The sequence below is a fragment of the Ruegeria sp. BB1 genome, from assembly GCF_056539465.1.
Genome location: NZ_JBQFVB010000002.1, coordinates 194,924 through 218,371, shown reverse-complemented (window position 1 = coordinate 218,371; position 23,448 = coordinate 194,924). Strand labels below are relative to the sequence as shown.

At 55.9% G+C, this 23,448-nt stretch carries 15 protein-coding genes; 6 read left to right on the top strand and 9 right to left on the bottom strand.

Annotated elements, in window-relative coordinates:
* Positions 1–26: 26 nt before the first annotated feature.
* Together wrbA and ACR0AL_RS08735 are read right to left on the bottom strand one after the other, a co-directional pair.
* Positions 27–650, bottom strand: coding sequence for an NAD(P)H:quinone oxidoreductase (gene wrbA / locus ACR0AL_RS08740; protein ID WP_170350022.1), 624 nt, complete (start codon positions 648–650; stop codon positions 27–29).
* Positions 651–756: 106 nt separating this feature from the next.
* The gene (locus tag ACR0AL_RS08735; protein ID WP_170350021.1) at positions 757–1,647 is read right to left on the bottom strand and encodes a LysR family transcriptional regulator; all 891 of its coding nucleotides are present in this window, start codon (positions 1,645–1,647) and stop codon (positions 757–759) included.
* Positions 1,648–2,464: 817 nt separating this feature from the next.
* Here ACR0AL_RS08735 and ACR0AL_RS08730 point away from each other — a divergent pair.
* Complete coding sequence (locus ACR0AL_RS08730; RefSeq protein ID WP_480662691.1) at positions 2,465–7,582, top strand: RecQ family ATP-dependent DNA helicase; 5,118 nt, start codon at positions 2,465–2,467, stop codon at positions 7,580–7,582.
* A 242-nt stretch (positions 7,583–7,824) separates the two neighbouring features.
* Here ACR0AL_RS08730 and ACR0AL_RS08725 read toward each other — a convergent pair whose 3' ends face one another.
* Both ACR0AL_RS08725 and ACR0AL_RS08720 read right to left on the bottom strand, forming a co-directional pair.
* Entirely contained in the window at positions 7,825–8,226 is a 402-nt protein-coding gene (locus ACR0AL_RS08725) for a helix-turn-helix domain-containing protein (protein ID WP_480662689.1), read from the bottom strand.
* Between the two features lie 140 nt (positions 8,227–8,366).
* Positions 8,367–8,855: an Lrp/AsnC family transcriptional regulator gene (locus tag ACR0AL_RS08720; protein WP_480662687.1), complete on the bottom strand. Its 489-nt coding sequence runs from the start codon at positions 8,853–8,855 to the stop codon at positions 8,367–8,369.
* An 82-nt stretch (positions 8,856–8,937) separates the two neighbouring features.
* On the opposite strand from ACR0AL_RS08720, the gene ACR0AL_RS08715 reads away from it, so the two are divergent.
* Together ACR0AL_RS08715 and ACR0AL_RS08710 are read left to right on the top strand one after the other, a co-directional pair.
* Positions 8,938–10,137, top strand: a complete 1,200-nt coding sequence (locus ACR0AL_RS08715) for a methionine gamma-lyase (RefSeq protein ID WP_480662685.1) — start codon at positions 8,938–8,940, stop codon at positions 10,135–10,137.
* A 14-nt stretch (positions 10,138–10,151) separates the two neighbouring features.
* Positions 10,152–12,524, top strand: a complete 2,373-nt coding sequence (locus ACR0AL_RS08710; protein WP_480662683.1) for a 1-deoxy-D-xylulose-5-phosphate synthase N-terminal domain-containing protein — start codon at positions 10,152–10,154, stop codon at positions 12,522–12,524.
* A 291-nt stretch (positions 12,525–12,815) separates the two neighbouring features.
* Here ACR0AL_RS08710 and ACR0AL_RS08705 read toward each other — a convergent pair whose 3' ends face one another.
* From ACR0AL_RS08705 to ACR0AL_RS08690, 4 genes are all read right to left on the bottom strand, one after another.
* Complete coding sequence (locus ACR0AL_RS08705; RefSeq protein WP_480662681.1) at positions 12,816–13,922, bottom strand: lyase family protein; 1,107 nt, start codon at positions 13,920–13,922, stop codon at positions 12,816–12,818.
* On the bottom strand, positions 13,915–15,429 hold the full coding sequence (locus ACR0AL_RS08700) for a tripartite tricarboxylate transporter permease (protein WP_170361827.1): 1,515 nt from the start codon (positions 15,427–15,429) through the stop codon (positions 13,915–13,917). Before ACR0AL_RS08700 ends, ACR0AL_RS08705 begins: the two co-directional genes overlap by 8 nt.
* 6 nt (positions 15,430–15,435) lie before the next feature.
* Positions 15,436–15,903 (bottom strand): tripartite tricarboxylate transporter TctB family protein, encoded by a 468-nt coding sequence (locus ACR0AL_RS08695; protein ID WP_480647388.1) that lies wholly within the window; start codon positions 15,901–15,903, stop codon positions 15,436–15,438.
* Positions 15,904–15,968: 65 nt separating this feature from the next.
* Positions 15,969–16,928 carry a tripartite tricarboxylate transporter substrate binding protein gene (locus ACR0AL_RS08690; protein WP_480647386.1) on the bottom strand — a complete coding sequence of 320 codons (960 nt, stop codon included), beginning with the start codon at positions 16,926–16,928 and terminating at the stop codon, positions 15,969–15,971.
* A 103-nt stretch (positions 16,929–17,031) separates the two neighbouring features.
* Between ACR0AL_RS08690 and ACR0AL_RS08685 the strand changes: the two genes are divergently transcribed.
* From ACR0AL_RS08685 to ACR0AL_RS08675, 3 genes are all read left to right on the top strand, one after another.
* Positions 17,032–17,949 (top strand): LysR family transcriptional regulator, encoded by a 918-nt coding sequence (locus ACR0AL_RS08685; protein WP_170350012.1) that lies wholly within the window; start codon positions 17,032–17,034, stop codon positions 17,947–17,949.
* 324 nt (positions 17,950–18,273) lie between these two features.
* Positions 18,274–20,004, top strand: a complete 1,731-nt coding sequence (locus ACR0AL_RS08680) for a type I secretion system permease/ATPase (protein ID WP_170350011.1) — start codon at positions 18,274–18,276, stop codon at positions 20,002–20,004.
* Positions 19,994–21,310, top strand: a complete 1,317-nt coding sequence (locus ACR0AL_RS08675) for an HlyD family type I secretion periplasmic adaptor subunit (RefSeq protein ID WP_480662679.1) — start codon at positions 19,994–19,996, stop codon at positions 21,308–21,310. Before ACR0AL_RS08680 ends, ACR0AL_RS08675 begins: the two co-directional genes overlap by 11 nt.
* Positions 21,311–21,322: 12 nt before the next feature.
* Here the strand turns inward: ACR0AL_RS08675 and ACR0AL_RS08670 are convergent, their stop codons facing one another.
* Positions 21,323–23,362: a hcalcium-binding protein gene (locus tag ACR0AL_RS08670; RefSeq protein WP_480662677.1), complete on the bottom strand. Its 2,040-nt coding sequence runs from the start codon at positions 23,360–23,362 to the stop codon at positions 21,323–21,325.
* Positions 23,363–23,448: the final 86 nt, after the last annotated feature.

Sequence of the window (23,448 nt, the reverse complement as noted above, 5' to 3'; positions counted from 1 at the left end):
AGAGTGAGACGTCAGAGGCGCGCGAGTTACGCTGCTTCCGCTTGCAGGTTTGATCCAGCGAGGCATGCTGTAATCCTTGCAACATGAGCACCCTGGAACCGCGCTCCGGCTAGGTCGGTTTCGGTAGGTGTGCGGGAACCATCAGCACCGGCGATCGTTCCGGCACCATATGGTGCGCCGCCAATGATATCTTCTGATGTAGTCTGGCCAGCAAATGTGTAGGGCATTCCGGCAATCAGCATCCCAAAGTGTTGAAGAGGGACTTGCGTTGTCAGAAGGGTGGCCTCGTGCCCGCCATGTTGCGAACCTGTTGATGCAAAGACCGCTCCGACCTTACCAACCAGTGCATTCCTGGCCCAAAGCCCTCCGGCTTGGTCAAGGAAGGACTTCATTTGGCCAGCCATCATGCCAAATCGGGTCGGTGTTCCAATGATGATTGCATCATAGTTTTCCAGATCTGTCGGCAAGGCGGCAGGTGTATCATCTACGACATAGCCAGCCTGCTGCCGGACCTCTTCAGGCACGGTTTCAGGCACACGCCGAATGTCAACTTCAGTGCCGGGAACACTTCTGGCGCCTTCAGCTTCGGCATCGGCCAATGTGCGGACGTGGCCATAGCTTGAATAGTAGAGAACGAGAATACGTGACATAGGATACCTCTCAGGGCTGTGACTTGTTCCCTGAGAGAATGGAATTTGTTGCGCCGCCAATTAAGGCGCGCTCTTTGACATCACTCTTTACCTGTATTGAATAATGTCAGGACCTGAGAGCCAGGCGCAGATGATCAAGAAAGGCTGTAACCTTTGCGTCCATTCCCAAGCGAGATGCTGTAACGGCGAATACTTCTGGCGCAGGCAGTTCGTGGTCAGGAAGAACTCGCACCAAGGCCCCGCTGGCTTCGGGAGCATCAGAGACGAACTCGGGCAATGTTCCGATGCCTTGCCCCGCTATCAGCATATCCCGCAAAACGAGGCTGTTGCCGACGCGCACGCGCGGATCAAGCTCTAATGTTGTGACACCTTCGGCGGCCGAGAGCTTCCAGCTCGTCAAATGATCAGCAAGCAAAAAGCCAATGATCGCGTGGTTTTTTTTTAGATCCGCCGGCTGGGTCGGTGTCCCGCATCGCTCCAAATAGTCAGGAGACGCAAAAATCCGCTGTCGCATCACGCCGATCCGTCGCGCAACAAGGGCCGAGTCCGGCATCGCGGCTCGGATTCGTATCGACAGATCGAACCCGCCCTCGACCATATCGATCACCTTGTCGTCCATCGAAAGAGTAAATCGCAGATCTGGATAGGCTTCTAAGAATTCTGGAAGCATCGGTGCGATAACGGTTTGGCCGAATGAACTTGACGCATTCACCCGAAGGTGCCCACGCACCGCTTTTGAACCTTCCCTGATGGTCTGTTCCGTTTTTTCGACCGCGTCGAGAATCCCAATTGCATCTTGGTAATAGAGACTGCCGGTGTCAGTCAGTGACATGGATCGGGTCGTTCTGGTGAGGAGGACGGTTCCCAGACTTTCTTCCAGAAGCTTGATTTCTCTGCTGAGAAGCGCAGGAGAGACACCAAGGTCTTCCGCCGCACGGGCAAAGCTACCGCGTTCAACGATGCGGCGAAAAGCTTGCATGACTGACAGTTTGTCCAAGATATCACCCTTCGAAAAAGCTGCTTTTGACGTGTTACGCGATAGATCGGGTCTATGACATGCCCAAAATCACATTCTTTCAGGTTGAGCTGAGCCAGTTCAATTCTGTTTGCGGAGCATCCATCACACCTGTGAACTAGAGCTCGGGAACATTTTTCGGTTCTGAGAGCTCCTCGCTACGATCTCCCCATCACCAGCCTCTTGTTTAGACAACCAGCTTTTAGGACGAAACTAGCACTACTTTGTATATCTAGACCCAGTCAGCCTCTACGCGGTGCAGCTCACTATTCACGACTATTCCCCCACTATTAGCAATCGTCGGTTTCTTCTCTCTGGAGTAGCTCAGGACACTGCCTGGCATAGACCTGTGCTTACGCTCTCAATGTGTTCATCTCTCAGGAGCGTTGTGAGAAGGCCTGAGTTACGTCCGTTCTCTTATGTGTGTCTGGGTCGTCTGGTCTGTGTTTCGTCGCTGAACGCGCTTTTCTGGCCTGTCTTCAGATATGTGTTTTCCAAGATCCGTTGTTTTTTGGGTTTGTCTGGATCAAAGGTTTACATTTTGGTCTGAAAAACTGGTTTTGAGCCGAAATCTGTCAACTTAGTGTAAACCTTTGGCCTGATTTTGGGGTGTTTTTGAGGTCGAAAAGTTTACATTCCGTCGATCCCGAGAGTTCGGATGTAAACTTTTTTCAACCTTTTGCAACCATTGAGGTTGCGAGGAATCCACATTGCGAAGAGCAATTTGAAACGCACCTTTTCTTTTGTCTGTAATCCGGTAGCTATCAAGAAGACACTGAAAGAGAAAATTTGGCGAGCAATGATAACGAACGGTCACGTGGACATTTCGCGCTTTCTTGAGCGCTATGTTTCGATTGACCTGGAAGTGGATCCTAAGTCCGCTCGGATATTCGCATTCGCTGCCACAACGAACGATGATTCCCGACCCGCTCTAGTTGAAAAAAGCAGCTCCGCCTCAGCACTGTCGCACCTCGACACATATTGTAAAGGTTTCGACAGTGTCATCGGCCACAACATCTTGCACCACGACCTGCCTCACCTGGCCGCTGCTGCGCCTCGCTTTGCCGCCTTGGCAGAGGCACCAATCGACACACTCTGGCTCAATCCTTTGGCCTTCCCGCGCAACCCCTATCACCATTTAGTCAAACACTATCACGACGGACGGTTGCAATCGGGTCATGTCAACGATCCCGAAAAGGATGCACGTCTAGTCTTCGACGTTCTGCAAAACCAGATCGAGGCGTTCGCCAAGCTAAACACCGCGACCCCAGATGCGCTGGCAGCCTATCATTTCCTTGCCACACGCCCCCCACGCAGCGGAGGGTTTGACGCACTTTTTACTGCTGTGCGTGGCATTAGCAGACCCAATGAACAAGAGGCTTTTGACGCCGTTCGCCGCCTTTTGGCTGGACAGGTCTGTTTGCATCGGCTTGAACAGACTCTTAGTCGGATGGAAAATCCTAACCTCGCCTGGCCCATGGCCTATGCCTTGTCGTGGATTTCGGTGGCTGGCGGCGACAGTGTCATGCCACCCTGGGTCCGAATGCAGTTCCGCGAGGCTTCACTGATTGTGCGCCACTTGCGAGAGGCCGCCTGTAACGATGCCGCCTGCCAGTGGTGTGTCGAAAACAACGATCCTAAACGCGCGCTTGATCGCTGGTTTGGCTTTCCTTCTTTCAGACCCGAACCCGTGGACGAATTCGGTCAACCCTTGCAGGAACGCATTGTGGCTGAGGCGATGGCAGGAAAAAGCGTTCTGGGCATTCTTCCGACCGGAACTGGCAAGTCAGTCTGCTATCAGATTCCAGCCCTTTCGCGGTTCGACAAGACCGGTGCGCTGACCGTCGTCATCTCGCCGCTTGTCGCACTCATGGCCGATCAGCTGCAGGGTCTGGCGAGAGCCGGGATATCCTCGGCCGTCACTATCAACGGTCTGCTGTCGCTGCCGGAAAGGCATGAGGCACTGGACAAAGTGCGCATGGGCGATGCTGCGATCCTGCTGATTTCACCCGAACAACTCCGCAGTACAGCGGTTCGAAGTGTGCTGACTCAACGAGAGATCGGCCTCTGGGTGCTGGACGAGGCACATTGCATTTCAAAATGGGGCCACGATTTTCGACCAGACTACCGTTATGTGAGCCGGTTCATAAAGGAAAACTCAGGCGATGCCCCAGCTCCGATCCTTTGCTTGACAGCCACCGCCAAGCCAGAAGTCGTGCGCGACATAAGGGAGCATTTCAAAACTCGATTGGGCCTGGACTTGGCCCTGCTTGATGGGGGTGCGTCGCGCTCGAACCTTTCCTTCGAGGTGCGCGAAACGCAACGCGCCACTAAACTGTCCGATATTTTGAACGCAATCGAACAGGGATTGCCGGCCTCAGGTGCCTCGGGTGCCGTAGTCTATTGCGCGACCCGCGGCGCGACGGAACGCGTGGCTGAATTTCTCAAGCAACAAGGCGTGAGCGCAGAGCGGTTCCACGCCGGCCTATCGCCTGAAGAAAAGCGCGAGATTCAGGAAGAGTTCCGCGTGGGCGAATTGCGGGTGATTGCAGCCACCAACGCCTTTGGCATGGGGATCGACAAGCCCGACATCCGCCTTGTGGTGCACGGTGATGTGCCAGGTTCGTTGGAAAACTACCTGCAAGAGGCAGGCCGTGCCGGACGCGACCGAGACCCGGCCAACTGTGTGCTGTTGTTCAACACCGAAGATGTCGAGCGTCAATTCAGCCTTTCGGCCCGTTCCCGCCTTGCCCGGCATGAGATCGGAGCAATCCTAAATGCTCTCCGGCGGTTGGATGGGCGCACCCGGGACGAAGGAAAGATAGTCGCGACGCCCGGCGAGATCGTCCGCGAGGAAAAGGACCACGAATTTGTGCGCGACAGCGCGACCGATGATACACGCGTCAAAACCGCCATCGCCTGGCTTGAAGAGGCGAGCCTTCTACGGCGCGAAGAAAACAACGTGCAGGTTTTCCCCGCCTCGCTGCGTGTGCGCAGTCTGGAAGCGGCAGCCGCGATATTGGATGGTCCTGATATCACCGGCACGCGGCGTAAGCAGCTTCTGGATATCGTGCGCCACATCGTCAACTCTCCGGCGGACAAGGGCGTTTCCACCGACGAATTGGCCGGGGTAAGCGGGCTTTCGACCACCGCGTTGCGCAAAGCGCTGTCTGATCTTGAAGCACTTGGCATTGCCAGCGATGATACCAATATCACCATCTTCGTTCATTGCGGTGTCGCTGATGCCTCGCAGGCGCGACTAGAACAGGCCGCGCGGCTCGAGGAGGATCTTGTCGCTCTGATGCGCGAAATGGCCCCCGATGCCGAGTATGCAGAGCCAATCCCATTCAACCCTTCTGATGCCTGTAATGAACTGCGACAGCTGGGCCATGGCGAGGTGCGTCCGGATCTGGTCGAGACCCTGTTGCGCGGCATGGCACAGGATGGACGCGACATGGAGGGGGGGCGCGGCAACATCTCTTTACGCAAATCAGCACATGGTAGCATCCTTGTGCGGTTGCAGCGGTCTTGGGACGTGACAGCTCAAACCGCCGAGTTGCGCCGTCAGGGTGCGCAGCGCTTGCTGACACATCTTCTGACCCTTGTGCCCAAAGGCATACGTGGCAAGGACCTTCAGGTCGAAACCACGCTGGGTGCAATGCTGTCCTCTATCACAGGCGATAGCCTTTTACGGAACGCCGTGAAGGACCCAAATCGCCTAATGGATCGCGCCTTGCTGTGGCAACATGAACAACAGGTTCTGACGCTAGGCCGAGGGCTGTCCGTTTTCCGCCCCGCCATGACAATGCATCTCAGACCCAAGGGTGGTGGTTTTACTGTCAAGCACTTCGCTCCGCTTGAGGAGCACTATACCGAACAAACGATCCAGACCCATGTAATGGCTGCTTACGCGGAAAAGGGGCTGGGGAACATCGAAACAGCGCATCGGCTGGCCGACGACTATTTCGTGCTGGAACAGGACGCATTCATGCGCCGATGGATGCCTGGGCGCGGGACAGAATTTCGACGTCAGGCAACTGGGGCCACCTACAAAGCCATCGTCGAAGATCTGGGAAACCCGGTGCAGCAACAGATTGTGCGCGACGACCGCGAACAAACCAACGTGTTGGTGCTGGCAGGGCCGGGCTCGGGCAAAACGCGTGTTTTGGTCCACCGCATAGCCTATCTTCTTCGTATCAAACGTGAGGACCCGCGCGGCATTCTTGTGCTGGCTTACAACCGCCACGCAGCAGCAGAAATACGTGAACGCTTGCGTCGATTGGTGGGCGATGATGCGGCAGTTGTTACCATCTCGACAGTTCACTCGTTAGCTATGCGTCTGGTCGGCGCCAGTTTTGTGGGCGCGCAAACAACCGACACGCCTGATTTCAAGGGCCTTTTGACACAGGCTGCGGCCCTGCTGCGCGGCGATGGTTTGAGCAGGCATGAAGCCGAGGCGCTGCGTGACACGCTGATTCAGGGCTATCGCTGGATTCTGGTCGATGAATATCAGGATATCGGCCCCGATGAATACGCGCTGATTGCTGCTGTGGCAGGGCGCACTCTGGACGATCCGGATCTGCGGCTCAGTCTCTTCGCGGTGGGCGATGACGACCAGAATATTTATGCTTTTTCCGGCGCCTCGATCCGCTACATTCGTCAATTTGAGCAGGACTACAACGCAAAACCGGTTTTCCTGACTGAAAACTATCGTTCAACCGGCCACATTATCAGCACCGCCAACGCAGTGATCGCGGGGGCCGTCGCGCGTATGAAACTGGGCCATGATATCAGCGTAGATCATGCTCGGACAAAGGCTGACCCAGGTGGGCCGCTGGCCAAATTGGACCCAGTCGCGCAAGGTCGTGTGCAAATCCTGGAATGTCCCCCAGGGAATGACTCGCAGGCCATGGCCGCATTGGAGGAACTAATCCGGCTGTCTCGACTTGACCCTGATTGGACGTGGTCACGCGCCGCTATTATCTCGCGCGATTGGCGTAAGCTGATACCCGTGCGCGATTTTGCCGAAAACTTCAGTATACCGGTTGAAATGGCAAACGAAAACATGCCCAGTCTCTGGCGCATGCGCGAGATGCAGTCGTTTGTCAAAGCCCTGCGCGAGACACCTACTGAACTATATACTCTGGAACGGCTGACCAACCTTCTCAACACCATTTCCACTTCACGCTGGACAGATCGGATTGGCGAGGGGCTGGGTCTTCTGGCACGCGAAGTGGGCGCGCGTAGCCTGCCCGTTCCCGACATCATCGAATGGTTCGCGGAATGGGCACGCGACAGTTGGGGCGAACAGCGGGGGTTGAAACTGCTGACCGCACACCGCGCAAAAGGATTGGAATTTGACGATGTGGTCATTCTGGATGGCGGATGGGAACGCCCATCGCGATCCGAGGATCAGGACGCCCCCCGCCGCCTGTTCTATGTTGCCATGACCCGTGCCCGCCGCAGCCTTGTAGTAATGAGCAACGACAATCATGAATACTTGCCAACAGGAGCACCTTCGGTTCTGACCCGTCGCGTTACGCCTGACATGGTAGCATTGCCCGGTCCCCGCCGCTTTTTTCGGGCAGCTGAGGCGAGGATGGTTGATCTGTCCTATGCTGGACGCCAGCGCCCGGGTCACGCCTCTCTCATCGCTATCCAAGAGGCCCGCGTCGGCGATACTGTAACGTTGGTAAAGGATGGCGACTTTTGGTTGCTACGCGACGAAAATGGGCGTGTACTTGGCCGTATGTCCAAATCCTTTTCTGCACCTCCAAACACCAAATTTGAGCGCGGAGAAATCGCAGCTATCCTTTCATGGCGAAAAGAAGACTCTGGGGAAGCATTCCACCACACGCTCCGCCGCGATGCATGGGAGGTGGTTTTGCCGGAGCTCGTGTTTGTGTCCGTCAACTAGGACTTCACCCAAAAATTTTTACGTCTTCAGAGGGATCCGGCGAAGCTCAGAACTTCAACCATTCCTCACCGCCGTCACGCCATGCATTTTCATCAAGCTCTCAGAGAGCTCGCGTATGCGCCGCAATAGCTGCACTCGCCGTAGGGTCGGCTCAGGATCACTTCCGTTGCTCACGTCACGGAGGAACCGCAACCAGGCGCGCTCATTCAATGTCAGGACATCTCTCTGGTCATACATGGCTCTTACTTCCCGAAGATAGTCTTGATCGTCGTCTCTGACCGGCTGGTCGGCCGAGGATCGGTGTTGTTGGAGGCCTTGCGTATTGCTTTCAGCCAGCCAAGTTCATTCGACGTGACAGGTTCTCCGAACACCTCGACAACTGCCTCAGCTGCAGTCAGGCCGATCGACTGCTCAATTGCGAGGCGCATAAGGTAGGCAGCGTCGCATTCCAAAGCTTTCGCCAAGGCCGGGACGCGATCCAGTGCCACCTTGGAACTACCCTGTTTAATTATTGTGATCATGTTCGGGCTTACATATCCCACCTGCGCTGCGATCTCGGCCTGGCTCTTGGTTGGTTTCAGTTCCAGCACCCTGCGTTCGACATACTTGGCCATCCGGGTTTCTTCATACGGTTTTTTGGTCATCGCAATCTTCTCAAAAGTGACGCAGCACGTGCTGCATGTTTTCTCTATAGCGATGATGACAATGGGAAGTTGCGACAGGAAAAAATCAATCAGAGTAAATGTTTAGCCATTTGGTAATAACCCATTCTAAGGCGGCCCATCTATCCAGGCGGAAAAACAGAAGTCTTTTTTACTGTTCCATAGACAAAGCTGGTATCGATCGAGGCTATCCCACCGATCGGATGAATTCGGTGGCGAATAAATTCCTCGTAGGCCTCGAGATCCGATACCAAAACCCGCAATTGGTAGTCCATTGCCCCGGTCAGCACATGGCATTCAAGAACTTCATCGATCATCCGAACGCGTTTCTCGAAGTTCTGAACGTCCGTTTCGTTGTGTCGCTCCAACCTGATGCGCACGAAGACGGTAATGGCCATCCCATACGCGGTAGCGTCAACGTCGGCGCTGTATCCCTTTATCACTCCGTTGGCTTCAAGGTTTTTGACCCGGCGCAAACACGGTGATGGAGACAAGTTCACCTCATCGGCAAGATCCTGGTTCGTCATGCGCCCGTCACGTTGCAGCGCTCGAATGATTTGCCTGTCCTTAGCGTCCACTTCGCCCTCATCCTTAGCAGAATCTGCCAACATTTACCCTTATGTTGGCATACTTTGAAATCATTAGCCCAAACTCAAGGCGCAAACTAGCTTCAACATGATTCAGGAGCTTGTAATGACTCGTTCAACCGGATTTGCCACCCGCGCCATTCACCACGCTTATAACCCTCTGGAAAATGACGGTGCGCTGACACCACCGCTGCATTTGACGTCCACGTTTACCTTTGAAACCGCCGAGGCTGGTGGAGAGATGTTCGCCGGCGAGCGTGAAGGTCATATCTACAGCCGCATTTCGAACCCCACATGCGACCTTCTTGAACAACGCATTGCCGCGCTTGAGGGGGCCGAGGCCGGGCTAGCTCTCTCAAGCGGCATGGGGGCGATCACGGCAGTGCTCTGGACCCTGCTGTCGCCAGGTGACGAAGTCATCGTGGACAAAACACTCTATGGCTGCACCTTCGCCTTCATGCGTCACGGTTTGGCGAAATGGGGGATTACGATCACACATGTAGACATGACAAAACCAGAGAACCTGAAAGCGGCCGTTTCTGACAAAACCCGCGTTGTCTATTTCGAAACTCCGGCCAATCCGAACATGCGCTTGGTGGACATCGCCGCAAGCGCCGCAATTGCGCATTCGGTCGGAGCAACGGTCGTCGTCGATAACACTTATGCCAGCCCGTATCTGACCCGCCCGATCGAGCGCGGCGCAGATATCGTTCTACACTCCGCTACCAAATACCTTGGCGGGCATGGCGATGTGGTTGCCGGCCTGGTTGTAGGTGCCGCCGAACAGATCGCTGAGATCCGCCTTGTCGGGATGAAGGACATGACCGGCGCGGTAATGGCCCCTTTCAACGCGATGCTGATACTGCGTGGTCTGAAGACACTGAACCTGCGTCTGGATCGTCACTGTGCATCCGCCAAGGTCGTCGCAGGTTTCCTCGAAGCACATCCTGCCGTCGGCGAGGTTTATTTCCCCGGGCTTGAGAGTTTCGCCCAGCATGATGTCGCACAGCGCCAGATGTCCCAACCCGGCGCAATGATAGCGTTTGAAATCAAGTCCGGCCTGTCTGGTGGGATTGATTTCATGAACCGTCTGAACATGATCCAGCGCGCGGTGTCCCTGGGCGACGCGGAAACCCTGATCCAGCACCCCGCATCCATGACGCATTCGACGTATACCCCGGAAGAGCGGGCCGAGCATGGGATCAGCGATGGCCTGATCCGCCTGTCCGTCGGGCTGGAGGATGTCGAGGACATCCTTGCAGACCTAGAGCAAGCTTTGCCTTACCCTGCTCGCAGCGCCGCCTAAACCCGGAGACCAACATGCACATCGATCCCACCCAACTGAAGATCGTCGAACAGCGCCTGTTGTGGTTGTCTCATTGGATGATCCACCATGCCAACCATGTCCGACCAAAGGTGGATGGGATCAAAATCGGTGGCCATCAGGCTTCGTCTGCTTCGATGGTATCGATCATGACCGCGCTCTACTTCTCGGCCCTACGCCCTGAGGACCGGGTCGCAGTCAAACCCCATGCGTCGCCAGTATTTCACGCGATGCAGTATCTCATGGGTAATCAGACCCGTGAGAAGATGGAGAATTTCCGCGGATTTGGCGGTGTGCAAAGTTATCCAAGCCGGACAAAGGATATTGATGATGTTGATTTCTCGACCGGGTCTGTGGGTTTAGGTGTCGCGATCACCTCGTTTGCCTCGATCATTCAAGACTACATCAAGGCCAAAAGCTGGGGTTCAGACGCGCCAATGGGTCGTATTGTAGCCCTGGTAGGCGACGCCGAACTGGATGAAGGCAACGTCTATGAGGCATTACAAGAAGGCTGGAAAAACGACCTACGAAACACGTGGTGGATCATCGATTACAACCGACAGTCGCTGGACGGTATCGTCCGGGAAGGACTGTTTGAACGGATCGAGAAAATCTTCGATGCATTCAGTTGGGATGTCGTGCGTGTTAAATATGGGGTTCTTCAACGCGCGGCCTTTGAAGAGCCCGGCGGCGACCGCCTGCGTGATTGGATCGACGCTTGCCCCAACCAGGATTACTCCGCTTTGACTTTCATGGGTGGTGCGAATTGGCGACAGCGCCTCATGGACGATCTGGGGGATCAGGGCGATGTGACTGCTTTGATCGAACGGCGCACGGATGCAGAGCTCGCAGCCCTTATGGAGAACCTCGGCGGCAACTGCGTCGAGACCATGGCCCAAACATTTGCCGACATCGATCATGATCGCCCAACATGTTTCCTGGCCTACACAGTCAAAGGATGGGGCACCCCCATTGCAGGCCACAAGGACAATCACGGCGGGCTGATGAACAATAGCCAGTTTGCCGCGTGGCAGTCGCATATGGGTGTGCCAGAAGGCAAAGAATGGGAGCCGCTTGCGACGGTCCAAGACCCAGACGCGCTCAAGGGTTTTCTGGCCAGCACCCCGTTCTTTGCCAAAGGTCCGCGCCGCTATTTTGATGACAAGCTGGATGTACCGACCAACGAGATCGACACCAGTCGCGAAATCTCGACCCAGATGGCGTTTGGCAAGATCCTTGACGATCTGTCCAAAGGCAACAGCCCATTGGCCGAGCGCATAGTGACAACCTCGCCAGATGTGACAGGCACGACAAGCCTTGGTCCTTGGGTGAACAGGCGCAAGCTATTTGCCCGATCCGAGCAAGCCGACGCCTTTATAGAACACCGGATCCCATCAACCGCAAAATGGGAATTCACGCCGGAAGGGCAGCATATCGAGCTTGGTATCGCCGAAATGAATCTCATGTTGCTTCTTGGGGCGGCGGGTCTGTCGCATTCCCTGTTCGGCAAGCGACTGATCCCAATTGGCACCGTCTATGACCCCTTTGTCAGCCGCGGCCTCGATGCGCTGAATTACGCCTGTTATCAGGACGCGCGTTTCATTCTGGTTGGCACACCATCGGGCATCACTCTCGCCCCCGAAGGTGGAGCACACCAATCCGTTGGAACACCGCTCATCGGGATGAGCCAAGACGGGTTGGCGGCTTTTGAACCCGCCTTCGCCGACGAACTGGCAGTAATCATGGAGTGGGCCTTTGACTACATGCAACGCGACGGCGAAGGGCAACCGGATGAGCGCACCTGGCTGCGCGATGAAACCGGAGGGTCCGTCTACCTGCGCCTGACCACCAACCCGATTGAACAGCCCGGAAAACGTGTTGACGACGAGTTCCGCCAAGGTGCCATTGATGGGGCCTATTGGTTACGAAAACCCGGGCCCAATTGCGAAGTTGTAATCGCCTATCAAGGAGCAGTCGCGCCAGAGGCAATCAAAGCCGCCGGTATGATTGGTGAAGGTCGTCGCGACATAGGTGTATTGGCCGTGACATCCGCAGATCGCCTGAATGCCGGATGGACCGCCGCGCAACGAGCGCGTTCTCGCGGTAACCAAGCGGCGCGCTCCCACATCGAAACCCTGATGTCCGACCTTCCGCCACACTGCAAGCTCGTCACCGTTATCGATGGTCATCCTGCAACTCTCTCCTGGCTTGGGGCGGTGCTTGGACATCAGACTATCCCCATGGGCGTCGAGCATTTTGGTCAGACCGGAACGGTCGGCGATCTATATCGCCATCACTGTATTGACGCAGACGCTATCCTGGAGAAAGTGAATGGCCTGACACATGGCAGGACCCTTCACCGTGCATAATCGGGTTGGATTTGGGCAATAATGTAGAGAGCAAACCAGCACTGAACAAAGACCAAGATAACTATTGGGCCATGTAGAGAGTGCTCTTAGGTTCAATGAACCTGCCGAACCCGAACTTGGCTGGTTTGATTGGAGAAGACGCCAAGGAAACAGGGCTCCTTTGGCAAAAAATCAATAACTTGGCTCTCTGCACCGGCCTTCGGGAGGCAGGGGTCGGAGGTTCGAATCCTCTCACTCCGACCAATATCGCCTAACAGACTAACAGATCTAAACGATGCAACCGCGTCTCTACTAATGATGCGTTTGCTGTTCGGCAGTAAGTTTGGCCGAGAGCGATCTACTCATCGCGTCCGTATCAAAAACCAAGTTTTTCAACATCCGTTCCAACCACTGCAATGCGCCCGAGGTCAGAAGAAACGTCTCGGGCACCGTCACCCATTCAGCAATCCAAACGCCACCGGATCGTTCGTGTTCATGCAGGGTCAGTTCGCCTATTTGCTCGGCGCGTTGGCGCCCAAGGCGGGCTACGGCTTCGCCGAATTCCGATGCACGTTGGTTTCGTTTGTGGGCCATCGCGGAAGACGCGCCTTGACCAGGTTCCTGAACCTCAAGAAATTCTCCGATGTCAGACGACGACAACTGATTGACGTTATGTGCAATTTTACAAAGCGTCCCGCACAGCGCACCTAGTGCAGTGATGATGTCAGCCACCCCGTCCCGCGCATTCTGCCAATGAGGCTCGACCACATTCAGTCCAAGAGATGCGGCGATACCTTGTTTGATGCGCTGACCGGTCCCGTTTTCATAGCCACGCAAATCGCCAACAGGTCCACCAATCTGGACATTCAACCCACGTCCTGACGCATCTTTCAGCGCCTGTGAACGGCGTTCAAGTTCCGATCGCCAAACCAATAGCTTTGTGGCCAGCTGAATCGGCACTGCGAATTGCCCGTTTGTGCGACCCATCATCATTGTGTCGGGATGAGAAGAAATATGATGATCAATGGCCGCGATAACGCCATCCAGAGCGTCTTGAACAAACTCTAGCCCCAGCTTCATCTGCAAAGCCATCGCAGTATCCATAATGTCCTGCGTGGTAGCACGGAAATGCACATAGGCGGCGTATTCCGGAAGGAGGGTGCGCATCTGTTTGACCAATCCGACAATCGGGCGACCGACAAACATCATTTCCTCTTGCAGATCGGGCTTGTTAAGATCGCAGATTGACAGGGAATTTATTGCCTTCGCCGCCTCAGCTGGGATCACGTTGGCCATTGCCTGATGCTCGGCTAGCACCTGCTCCACGCGCAACCAGGCCGAGATGACTGTATGTTCCGACCAGATGGACCGCATGTCGGCGCTGGAAAAACAATCCCGGTAGATACCATAATCAAGCATCTCCAAGCCCTCCTTGTGCGATCCGGCGCTCTTTGACGATACCGCGAATTCGGAATGCCATCGCCGCTAGCCCGACCAGCAGGAACGCAAGCGCGATGGGGCGTTCCACAAAGACCAACGCCCCACCTTCGGACATCAGCAACGACTGGCGAAAGGTTTCTTCCGCGCCTTTGGCCAACACAAAAGAGATGACGAATGCGGCAACATTGAAATCAAATTTGCGCATCAGCCAACCGGCGAAACCTGCAACTGTCATGACGGTCACATCAAACATCGACCCACGTGCGGAATAGGCCGCCACAAACGAGGTCAGAAAGATCAGCGGATAAAGAACATTGGTCGGTATCTTCAGGATCAACCGCGCAACCTGCGTAGCCCCGAAATAGCCGATCAGACCGTAGGCAAGAATGCCAAGCATTCCACAGGCGAACAGTTTATAGACCAGTTCCTTATCCGTAAGGAACAGGGTCGGGCCAACCTGAATGCCGTGGATCAGGAAAACACCCAGCAGGATTGCACCGATGGTTGAACCCGGAATACCAAGCGTCAACAGAGGTGCCATTGATGGGCCGGAAACCGCGTTATTGGCGGCCTCGGGCGCGGCCACGCCTTCCAGCGCGCCCTTGCCCCACATTTCCGGGTTATTGGCGCGGCGCTTGCCTTCACCGTATGAGATGAACGCGGCAATGGCTGAACCCAGTCCAGGCAGAACACCGATGCCCGCACCGATGAACCCGCCTCGGAAAGCGTGCGGCAGGCAGGGTTTGTACTCTTCCCATGTCAGAGTGTTTCCGTCCGCCGTGCTTTCGTTCTCTTTGGTGTCACCCGTGGCTTTGCGCCGGGTTTCAAGCTGTGCAAAGACCTCACCCAGAACGAATACGCCGATCATCAGCGGCACAAGACCAATGCCGTTGGACAGCTCGAATGAGCCGAACGTATAGCGTTCTTCGCTTGAGATCGGGTCCAGTCCGACCATTGCAATCAGGATACCCATCAGCGCCGACGCCAACCCTTTGACGATGGAGTTTCCGATGACCGATCCAATCACCACAAAGGCTGCAAAATAGATGGCGAAGGTTTCCGGCGGGCCCAGTTTCAGGGCAATGGCCGCAATGAAACCGACGCCAATGACCAATAGAATGTCTCCCATCAAATCCCCGATGATCGATGAGATTGTCGCCACCTTCATTGCTTTGCCCGCCTTGCCGGCGCGTGCCAGCGGATAGCCGTCAATCTGGGTCGCCGCGCTGGCCGCAGTACCGGGCGTATTGAACAGGATCGCCGCAATCGACCCGCCATAGCGGCCGGATTTTCCGATCACATACAGAAAGGCGAGTGCAAAAATCGGCGACATGTAAAAGGTAATGGGCAACAGCATGGCAATCGCAGCCGATGCCGTGAGGCCGGGCGTGGCACCCACGATCATGCCAACAACCGCAGCAAGGACAATTGCAAACAGCAGCGTGGGGTCTGTGATAACCGAAAGAAGTGCGGGAAAGATTTCCATAGTGGATTACCCCTGAATCCAGCTCAGCAGATCGAAAACCTCGCCATAGGGAGGGTAGACGCCGAGCAGGACAAAAAAGATGAGATGGAAGATCAGCGGGCAAAGGATGACAGACACGGCCAGCCCGATCCGGCTGCGCACACCGAAAAAGTAAAGGACAAGTGGTGCGACAATGGCCGTTGGCAGTAAGTAACCGAACCAGCGGAAGGATTGTTGATAGATCAGAGCAATGATGAACAAGCCAATGATCTGCAAGGCCGCGCCATTATCTTGTGCGTGGCTCGCTCCACCCGTCGTCTGACGTGCTGCACCCACCAGCATAAAGCCCGAGAGAAACAGCAGGGCAACTGCGGCAGAGAACGGCACAATCCCGGCCCATGTATCCCCTGGAGATGCCGCAGGCACCTGCCAGGCGCCCCAGATGGCAAAAATCGAAATGAGGGCAAGCACCAGACCTTCTGCATAGGCACGCATGACGATCCTCTCTATTTTCCGTCGTTAGAATTGGGCCGGGGGATGATCCGCCGGCCCCGGGAGCTTTAGTTGGTCAGGTTTTCAACCAAGGGGGTGGCGTCTTCTTTCATCGCCGAAAGCGCCGCCTTGGCCTCCGCACCGCTCTGATAGACCGGGCCGGTCCCGCGTGAGGCGAGAAGTTCGGCGAATTCCGGCTTGGCAGCGATCTGTTCGAGCGCGGCCTCCATCGCGGCGACCACCTCTGCAGGCGTCCCTTTCGGAGCAAACACGATTACTGGCGAGGATACTGCAGCAAATGGAATACCCAGCTCCCCAAAAGCGGGCACCTCATTCATAATGCCGTCACGCTCCTGACTGTTGACCGCCAGCGCGCGCAGTTGTTCTTCAAAACCTGCCAGTTGCTGAACTCCAAGGAAGCCGAAATCAGCCTGTTCACCGATCAACGCGGCACGGGTCGGCCCGCCCCCTTTGAACGGCACATCCTGAGCTTCGATACCGTTATTGGCCAAAAAACCCATGCCGCCAACGTGATGGAAACCACCGCGGCCCGAATGAGCCCACCGCAATTGGCCGGGGTTGGCCTTAGCGGCATCGATCACATCCTGAACGGATTGAAAGGGGCTGTTGACCGGAACCATTAGCGAAGTCTGCAACTGGCCTACCTGTGCAACGAAGTCAAAGCTTTCCAATGCGTCGATATCGGTATCGCGGGTCATGGTCGACAGCAGGAACGACCCCCCCGACGTCATCATCATAGTGTACCCGTCAGGACGCGCGCCAACGACTGCATTGGCACCGTTCAAACCACCCGAACCGGGTTTATTCACAACTACCACAGGCACGTCCAGAATACCTTCGGCAGCGGCCGAGATAGCGCGCGCATAAGCATCTGTGCCGCCACCCGCCTTGTAGGGGACAACAAGGTTGATCGGGCGTTTCGGCCAATCCGCGGCAAAGCTTGCTGTAGCTGTGGCGGTGACGGCAACTGCCGCGATGGCAACACCAAGAAGAGTTCTGCGTTTCATGAGTAACCTCCCAATTTCACTTGGGATCAAATTACGCGATTTCTTCAATTGTAAAAAATGCAAAGGTGTTATCTACTCTTGCAAATTATGAAAGAGTAGAAGGATGAATATCAAAGCCCTACGCGCGTTTCGCGCTACTTTGTCCGAAGGATCCCTTGTCGCCGCCTCTGAGATCCTCCATCTCAGCCAACCTGCTGTCAGCCGTTTGATCACCGGGCTTGAGGCCGAGCTGAAATTGACGCTTTTTGATCGCGGTGGCCGCAACCTGACGCCGACGCCGGAAGGGTTGGCCTTTTACAAAGAGGCCGGCAGGATTCTGGACAATCTTGACGAAGTTCCGCGCATCGCAGCCGAGATCAAAGCGGGGCGCACCGAAACGCTCCGCATTGTGACGATGCCCCGGATTGCACAATCCCTGTCCGCGCCTGCGGTGGCACGGTTCATGCAAGAGAACCCCAGCACCAATGTAAACCTGGATGTCCGGGCAAGACGCGAGGCGGGAAAATGGCTGGCCGGGCGGGAATACGATATTGGAATTGGGGCGTTGCCCGTCGATCATCCCGGCATCGTCTCCAAACCCCTCTTCCGAGTAAAAGCGCAGGCGGTTTTGCCCGCAGGCCATCCGCTTTCATCCCGAAGTCATTTGACGGCGGACGATCTTGCCGGGGAACCCGTTATACGTCTGATGCATGGTCTGCTGTTGCGGGATCAACTGGACGACTTCTTTCGTTCCGCCGGTGTGACGCCCAGACAAACCTGCGAAGTCGCCGCCTCGCAGCTGGCTTGCGCGCTGGTGGCAGAGGGCGCGGGTATCACGATCGCGGATGAATTGGTGGCCGCTCAGGTCGCGTCCGCAAACCTTACGCTTGTTCCCGTGGCCCCAGAGCGGTGGATGACCTTTGGGCTGCTCTATCCGGTTTCCGAAACAGGGTCTAAAACTCTGCCGCTGTTCGAAAAGGCCTTGTTCGACGTCGTCAACGAATTGGCACAGCAGAGTGAGACGCTTGAACCCACCAATTAGAGCAACCTCAGGAACCGGACATTGGCGACAAAGGGTCGTCCGATATGCGAAATGCGCGGCGGTATCTTGACGGTCCGATTGCCGCGGGGTCTCAAGTAGCTCGGTCCTTTAGCGGCGCGGCAACTGAACCCAGTATGGTATCGGCATGAGCGTATGCGCGCCCACCAGCGTTCCTTTGCCTTGACTGCAAGTAGCTTTTCGCCGATCCACCAATTCTCGCATTTTCTCCGTTGTGCCATAGTTTAAGATGCGGCCCATCGCCACCACTCTGGTCCGGCAGAGAATCAGTTACTAAAGGCCCTGTACGTGAATATTGAAAACCGCATGACACTGCCGCCTCGCCATGAGTTGCGAAATGTGCGCAATCGGGGCATTACTTTCCTGGCCCTGGCGTTTCTGTTCAGCATCTTCGTTAACCTTCTGATGCTGACCGGGCCTTTGTTCATGCTGCAGGTTTACGATCGGGTCCTGGGCTCGCGCGCTGTGGAAACGCTGACAGCACTGTTTTTGCTGGTAGCCCTGCTATATGGCCTTATGGCGATGCTGGATTTTGCCCGCGGCAGAATCGTGGCTAGATTTGGTGCCCGGTTCCAGTCTGAACTGGATGAACGTGTGTTCGACGCCACCCTGCGCCGATCACTTTTTCCACAAGCACGGTCCGCTCCGGCCACGGCATTGCGCGATCTTGAGTCGATTCAGAACCTGTGTGCCTCGCCCGTTCTTTTGGCGGTGATGGATATTCCGTGGACACCAGTATTTCTGGCAGCAATCTTCTTGTTTCACCCGTTGCTAGGCTGGTTGGCCGTAGCGGGCGGGAGTTTGCTTATCCTGATCGCCTTGTTGAACCAGTGGCTAACCCACAGCAAGGTGGCTTCGGCACAAAGGGCGTCGGCCCAGGCCAACGCGTTTTCCGAACACGCAAGACAAGCGGCCGAAGTGGTGCGATCGCAAGGCATGCAAGAGGACATAACCCAGCGCTGGCAGCGGCAGCGCACCAATGCCCTGCGTCAGACCATAGCCGCCAGTGACTGGACAGGCAGCTTTACCTCGCTGACCAAATCACTGCGATTGTTTTTGCAATCGGCCATGCTGGCGCTTGGCGCTTGGCTGGTGCTTCGCAACGAACTGACGCCAGGGGCGATGATTGCCGGGTCTATCTTGTTGGGGCGGGCGTTGGCACCCGTTGAGCAGGCGGTTGGCCAATGGGGTATGGTTGAACGGGCCCGCACGGCCTGGAGTTCGCTTAATCGGTTTCTGGATGCGACCCCACCTGAAAAACCTCGCACCAAGCTGCCTGTGCCCGAGGCCCGGTTGACCGCAAAAAGCCTAACTGTCATTCCTCCGGGTGCGGACAAGCCGACGCTGCGCAATGTCGCTTTGCGGCTAGAACCAGGTAAAGCGCTTGGCGTCATCGGTAAAAGCGGCTCGGGGAAATCGACGCTGGCCAAAGCCCTGTTGGGCCTGTGGCAACCTGCCGCCGGGGAAATACGGTTGGGTGGTGCAACACTGGATCAATATGATCCCGACGATCTGGGCCAGCATATTGGTTACCTGCCGCAGGAAGTTACTCTGTTCAACGGATCCGTGGCTGAAAACATTGCCCGCATGTCGGAAAATCCCGACCCTGACGCGGTTGTAGCCGCAGCAAAAATGGCCAACGCGCATGATCTGATCCTGTCATTGAGCAAAGGATATGACACATTTCTGGAAGGCAATGACAGCCAATTGTCGGGCGGGCAAAAGCAACGTATCGCACTGGCCCGCGCCCTTTACGGCAACCCGGTTCTGTTGATTCTGGATGAGCCGAACTCGGCCCTGGATGCCGATGGGACCGAGGCGCTGAACGCCGCTGTTCGAGGTCTGAAAGAGGCCGGAAAATCAACCATCATCATGACCCACCGTCCTCAGGCAATTTCGGAATGTGACGATCTGGCCGTTGTCGAAAACGGGCAAGTTGTGAAATCCGGCACTCGGGATGAGGTGCTGGGTGCAATGGTACAAAACGCTGGCGCCATCAAACGCGGCCTCAGTCAGGTGAAAAAAGATGCAGGATAAGACGGGTAAAGACACGCGCCCGGTGTGGCACATCACGATACCAGCCTTGGTCGGTTTTGTGGCCTTGCTGATTTTGGTTGGCGGGCTTGGCATCTGGTCCGTGCAGACTCGACTGGCAGGGGCGATCATATCGCAAGGAACAATCGAGGTTCAAAGTAGCCGACAGGTAGTGGAACATCCTGATGGTGGCGTTGTGGGCGAGATTTTCGTGCGCGACGGTGACGAAGTCGCCAACGGAGACATGCTGGTCCGTTTAGATGATACGTTTTTGTCTTCGGAGAGAACCATCGTTGAATCTCAGCTGTTTGAGTTGTTGGCACGTAGAGCCCGATTGGTGGCAGAACGCGACGGTGGCGATGCCCCAGCCTTAGCAGCTCTGCTTGAAGAGATTCAAAAGCAGGACGATATCGACGCTGAACTGATTGCCGGTCAGCAAAGATTGTTCGAGGCCCGTCTGGAAACACTGGACCAACAGACCCAACAATTGGGCAAACAACGGGTTCAGATCGACAGTGAAATCGAAGGAACCGAGGCACAGCTTGTATCCCTTCGTCGTCAGGTGGAATTGATTCAAAACGAGCTGAAGGACCAACAAGACCTGTTACAACGTGGTTTGACTCAGGCCAGCCGCGTGTCCGCCTTGCAGCGGGAAGAGGCCAGCCTGACGGGTGAGATTGGCAGGCTCGAAGCTGCTGTGGCTCGCCTGAAAGGTCAGATTTCAGCAACCGAGATTGAGATTGTCGAATTGACGGCCACGCGGCGGGAAGAGGCTATTACCGAACTGCGGGACGTGCAGACGCAGATCGCTGAGTTGGCTGAGCGACGTCTTTCTCTGGAAGAACGGCTATCAAGGTTGGACATTCGCGCACCCGTTGCGGGTACGGTCTATGGCAGTCAGGTTTTCGCCCTGCAATCGGTGATCCAACCCGCTGAGCCGATGATGTATGTTGTACCCCAAGACACGCCCTTGCTGGTGGCAGCGCGCGTTGATGCCATCCACGTAGATCAATTGCATATTGGGCAACCAGTGGCGTTACGGTTCCCCGCATTTAATCAACGTGAGACGCCCGAGATTGACGGACGGGTCATCACCGTCTCGGCGGATACATTCACTGATGACGTAACTGGTCAGACCTTCTACCGCGCCGAGGTCGCCCCCGAAGACAATCAAATCGAGCGGTTGAATGGGCAAGCCCTGTTACCGGGCATGCCGGTGGAAACCATGATCAAGACCGACGAAAGAACCCCTTTGTCCTATATGGTCAAACCCATGGCCGACTATTTCAACCGGGCTTTCCGTGAATAATGGGCTGCGGTTTCAGACCGGTTCGAGGTTGCCCAGAAGGATCGAGGTCATATCGGTGCTAATCACATTGTCGACCACAGTGACATCGACACCGGTTTCATAACTGACATTGTTCTCGGTAATCCCGGACAGGTCTGCGTCATCATCAAGGAAAACCCATTCCGCTTCATGCGCGGTGGGCAGACCTACGGCTATTTGCAAGATGGCCAGCGCATCCAACGCATTGACCATTCCGTCCTGTGTAATATCGGCCGCGATCAGGTTCTCGGGCGTGGCCGGACCCCAGGTCGGGTCTAACCCGACCGACATGCGCAAGACCTGCAACGCATCCAGCGCCGTGATCTCATAGCTGGCCGTCGAATAGGTCTTGATGATATCCAACTCCCCCTCGAATGTGCCTGACGGCAAATCCAGATCGAACCGCCCCTCGTCATCCGCCCTGACGCTGATGGTTCCGCCGCCATCCGGTGTAAATCGAATCTCAGCGTCCGACAGGCCAGGATTCGCGGTTTCGGAGGCGACAGTCACAGTGCCCTGCACCCCATCCGAGCTGCCAGGATCTAACCCACCAAAATCACCAAAATCGACAGGGATATGATCCGGCCCGCCAAAGCCCGCACCAAAGACTTCGGCGCTGGTCAGGGGCCCTCCGGTTGAAGAGTTGATCACGATGACCTCATCGAGAAATTCAATCTGCGCCCCCTGCGCCGTGGCTGTGAACATCAGTTGCCCTGGAGTGCGCAGCAGCGGATAGTCGAATAAATCCAACCGGTCGGTTCCGGCCTGAAAACCGTTAATTGTTGTGGGGTCACTGCCGTATTGCATAACAAAGATATCCGCGCCGGCACCCCCATGCATGGTTGTTGCGCCGATACCTGCGATCAGAATGTCGTCACCTGCGCCACCCATCAGGGTTGTTTCGAGGATACTGCCGCTGAGCATGTCATTCTGCGCAGTTCCCGTCACCGTACCAAAGCCATCGCGCACGATGCCCAAATCCGCAATCGAAACGCTGAGTTGCGTCAAGCCTTCATCCTGTTGCGCGCCGACAAGAATCTGAAGCTCGTCCCCGACATGGGCAACACTCAATGTTTCGACATTCTGCAACCCGCTATGAATAGTGTCGGCAAAGCTGTCCTGATGCACCAATTGCCCGCCAGGTGTCAGCGTGAAAAGGGAAACGCCATCATCGCCGCCACCAGCAACAATAAACACATGCCCGTCAGCCTCGATCACGGCCAAATCCTGAACCGTTTCGAACCGTGTATGCAAGGAATCCAAAACATGATCCGTGGGGATCAATCGCCCGTCACCCGCTAACTCCATAACGCTCAGCGAGTTGCTGCCTGCCCCTGCCACAATGACCCAGGATTGGCCATAGGCTTGCACCACTTCGACCGCCGTCGGTGAAGTAATCCCTAAAGTCGCTAGCGCGTCGCTGTTGTCGACCACTGTCAAAGCACCGGTGTTTTGATCGACATTGTAGGTGCTGATCGTGCCGGTGGTCGCGTCGGCTGCAATCACGAAATGATCCGCCCCGGCTTGCAGAACTTGCATCGAATCAGCCTGCCCCGCGATCGACGCCGACAGGCTCAATGTGCCGTCCCCGTTCACGGTATAGGTTGCAATCTGCCCTGTCGATTCGTGCGCGATGGTCAGGATATCGCCGAACTGCACTAGGGCCGAGATATCTCCGCCGCCGGTCAGTGTCCCCGTTTCCTGAAGCGGGCCTACGGTTCCATCTGGGTTCAGGTCATACCCGATCAATCCAGTCGCCGTACGTACATCCAGAACAAGCTGATCGTCTCCGGCCAGCGTTACAGGCATACCGATATCGCCAACCTGAAACGTTATCGTTCCACTAAAATATTCGGTGTCTTGCAATTGCGGCAGCGCACCTTCGACCAGCTTCCAAACCGCGATACCGCCGCCCGGACCGGTCACGCTGTACAGGTACGTGACGTCATTAAGCGTTTTTAAAGCCGTATGGCCGATACCTGAATCGAGCGCTGCGCTCCCCGTTGCAACCACTCCTTCGAACTGAAGCATCATATCCAATCACCCCACGCCACACCCGGCACCGATTACAGGATGATCCGATGCCCAGTCCGAAACCAAAGCTGGAATGTGGAGAAAAC

Excerpts from the sequence above, each read along its gene's own strand:
- wrbA (WP_170350022.1), bottom strand. The coding sequence starts at position 650 with ATGTCACGTATTCTCGTTCTCTACTATTCAAGCTATGGCCACGTCCGC.
- ACR0AL_RS08730 (WP_480662691.1), top strand. The coding sequence starts at position 2,465 with ATGATAACGAACGGTCACGTGGACATTTCGCGCTTTCTTGAGCGCTAT.
- ACR0AL_RS08725 (WP_480662689.1), bottom strand. The coding sequence starts at position 8,226 with ATGACCAAAAAACCGTATGAAGAAACCCGGATGGCCAAGTATGTCGAA.
- ACR0AL_RS08720 (WP_480662687.1), bottom strand. The coding sequence starts at position 8,855 with ATGTTGGCAGATTCTGCTAAGGATGAGGGCGAAGTGGACGCTAAGGAC.
- ACR0AL_RS08715 (WP_480662685.1), top strand. The coding sequence starts at position 8,938 with ATGACTCGTTCAACCGGATTTGCCACCCGCGCCATTCACCACGCTTAT.
- ACR0AL_RS08710 (WP_480662683.1), top strand. The coding sequence starts at position 10,152 with ATGCACATCGATCCCACCCAACTGAAGATCGTCGAACAGCGCCTGTTG.
- ACR0AL_RS08705 (WP_480662681.1), bottom strand. The coding sequence starts at position 13,922 with ATGCTTGATTATGGTATCTACCGGGATTGTTTTTCCAGCGCCGACATG.
- ACR0AL_RS08700 (WP_170361827.1), bottom strand. The coding sequence starts at position 15,429 with ATGGAAATCTTTCCCGCACTTCTTTCGGTTATCACAGACCCCACGCTG.
- ACR0AL_RS08695 (WP_480647388.1), bottom strand. The coding sequence starts at position 15,903 with ATGCGTGCCTATGCAGAAGGTCTGGTGCTTGCCCTCATTTCGATTTTT.
- ACR0AL_RS08690 (WP_480647386.1), bottom strand. The coding sequence starts at position 16,928 with ATGAAACGCAGAACTCTTCTTGGTGTTGCCATCGCGGCAGTTGCCGTC.
- ACR0AL_RS08685 (WP_170350012.1), top strand. The coding sequence starts at position 17,032 with ATGAATATCAAAGCCCTACGCGCGTTTCGCGCTACTTTGTCCGAAGGA.
- ACR0AL_RS08680 (WP_170350011.1), top strand. The coding sequence starts at position 18,274 with ATGACACTGCCGCCTCGCCATGAGTTGCGAAATGTGCGCAATCGGGGC.
- ACR0AL_RS08675 (WP_480662679.1), top strand. The coding sequence starts at position 19,994 with ATGCAGGATAAGACGGGTAAAGACACGCGCCCGGTGTGGCACATCACG.
- ACR0AL_RS08670 (WP_480662677.1), bottom strand. The coding sequence starts at position 23,362 with ATGATGCTTCAGTTCGAAGGAGTGGTTGCAACGGGGAGCGCAGCGCTC.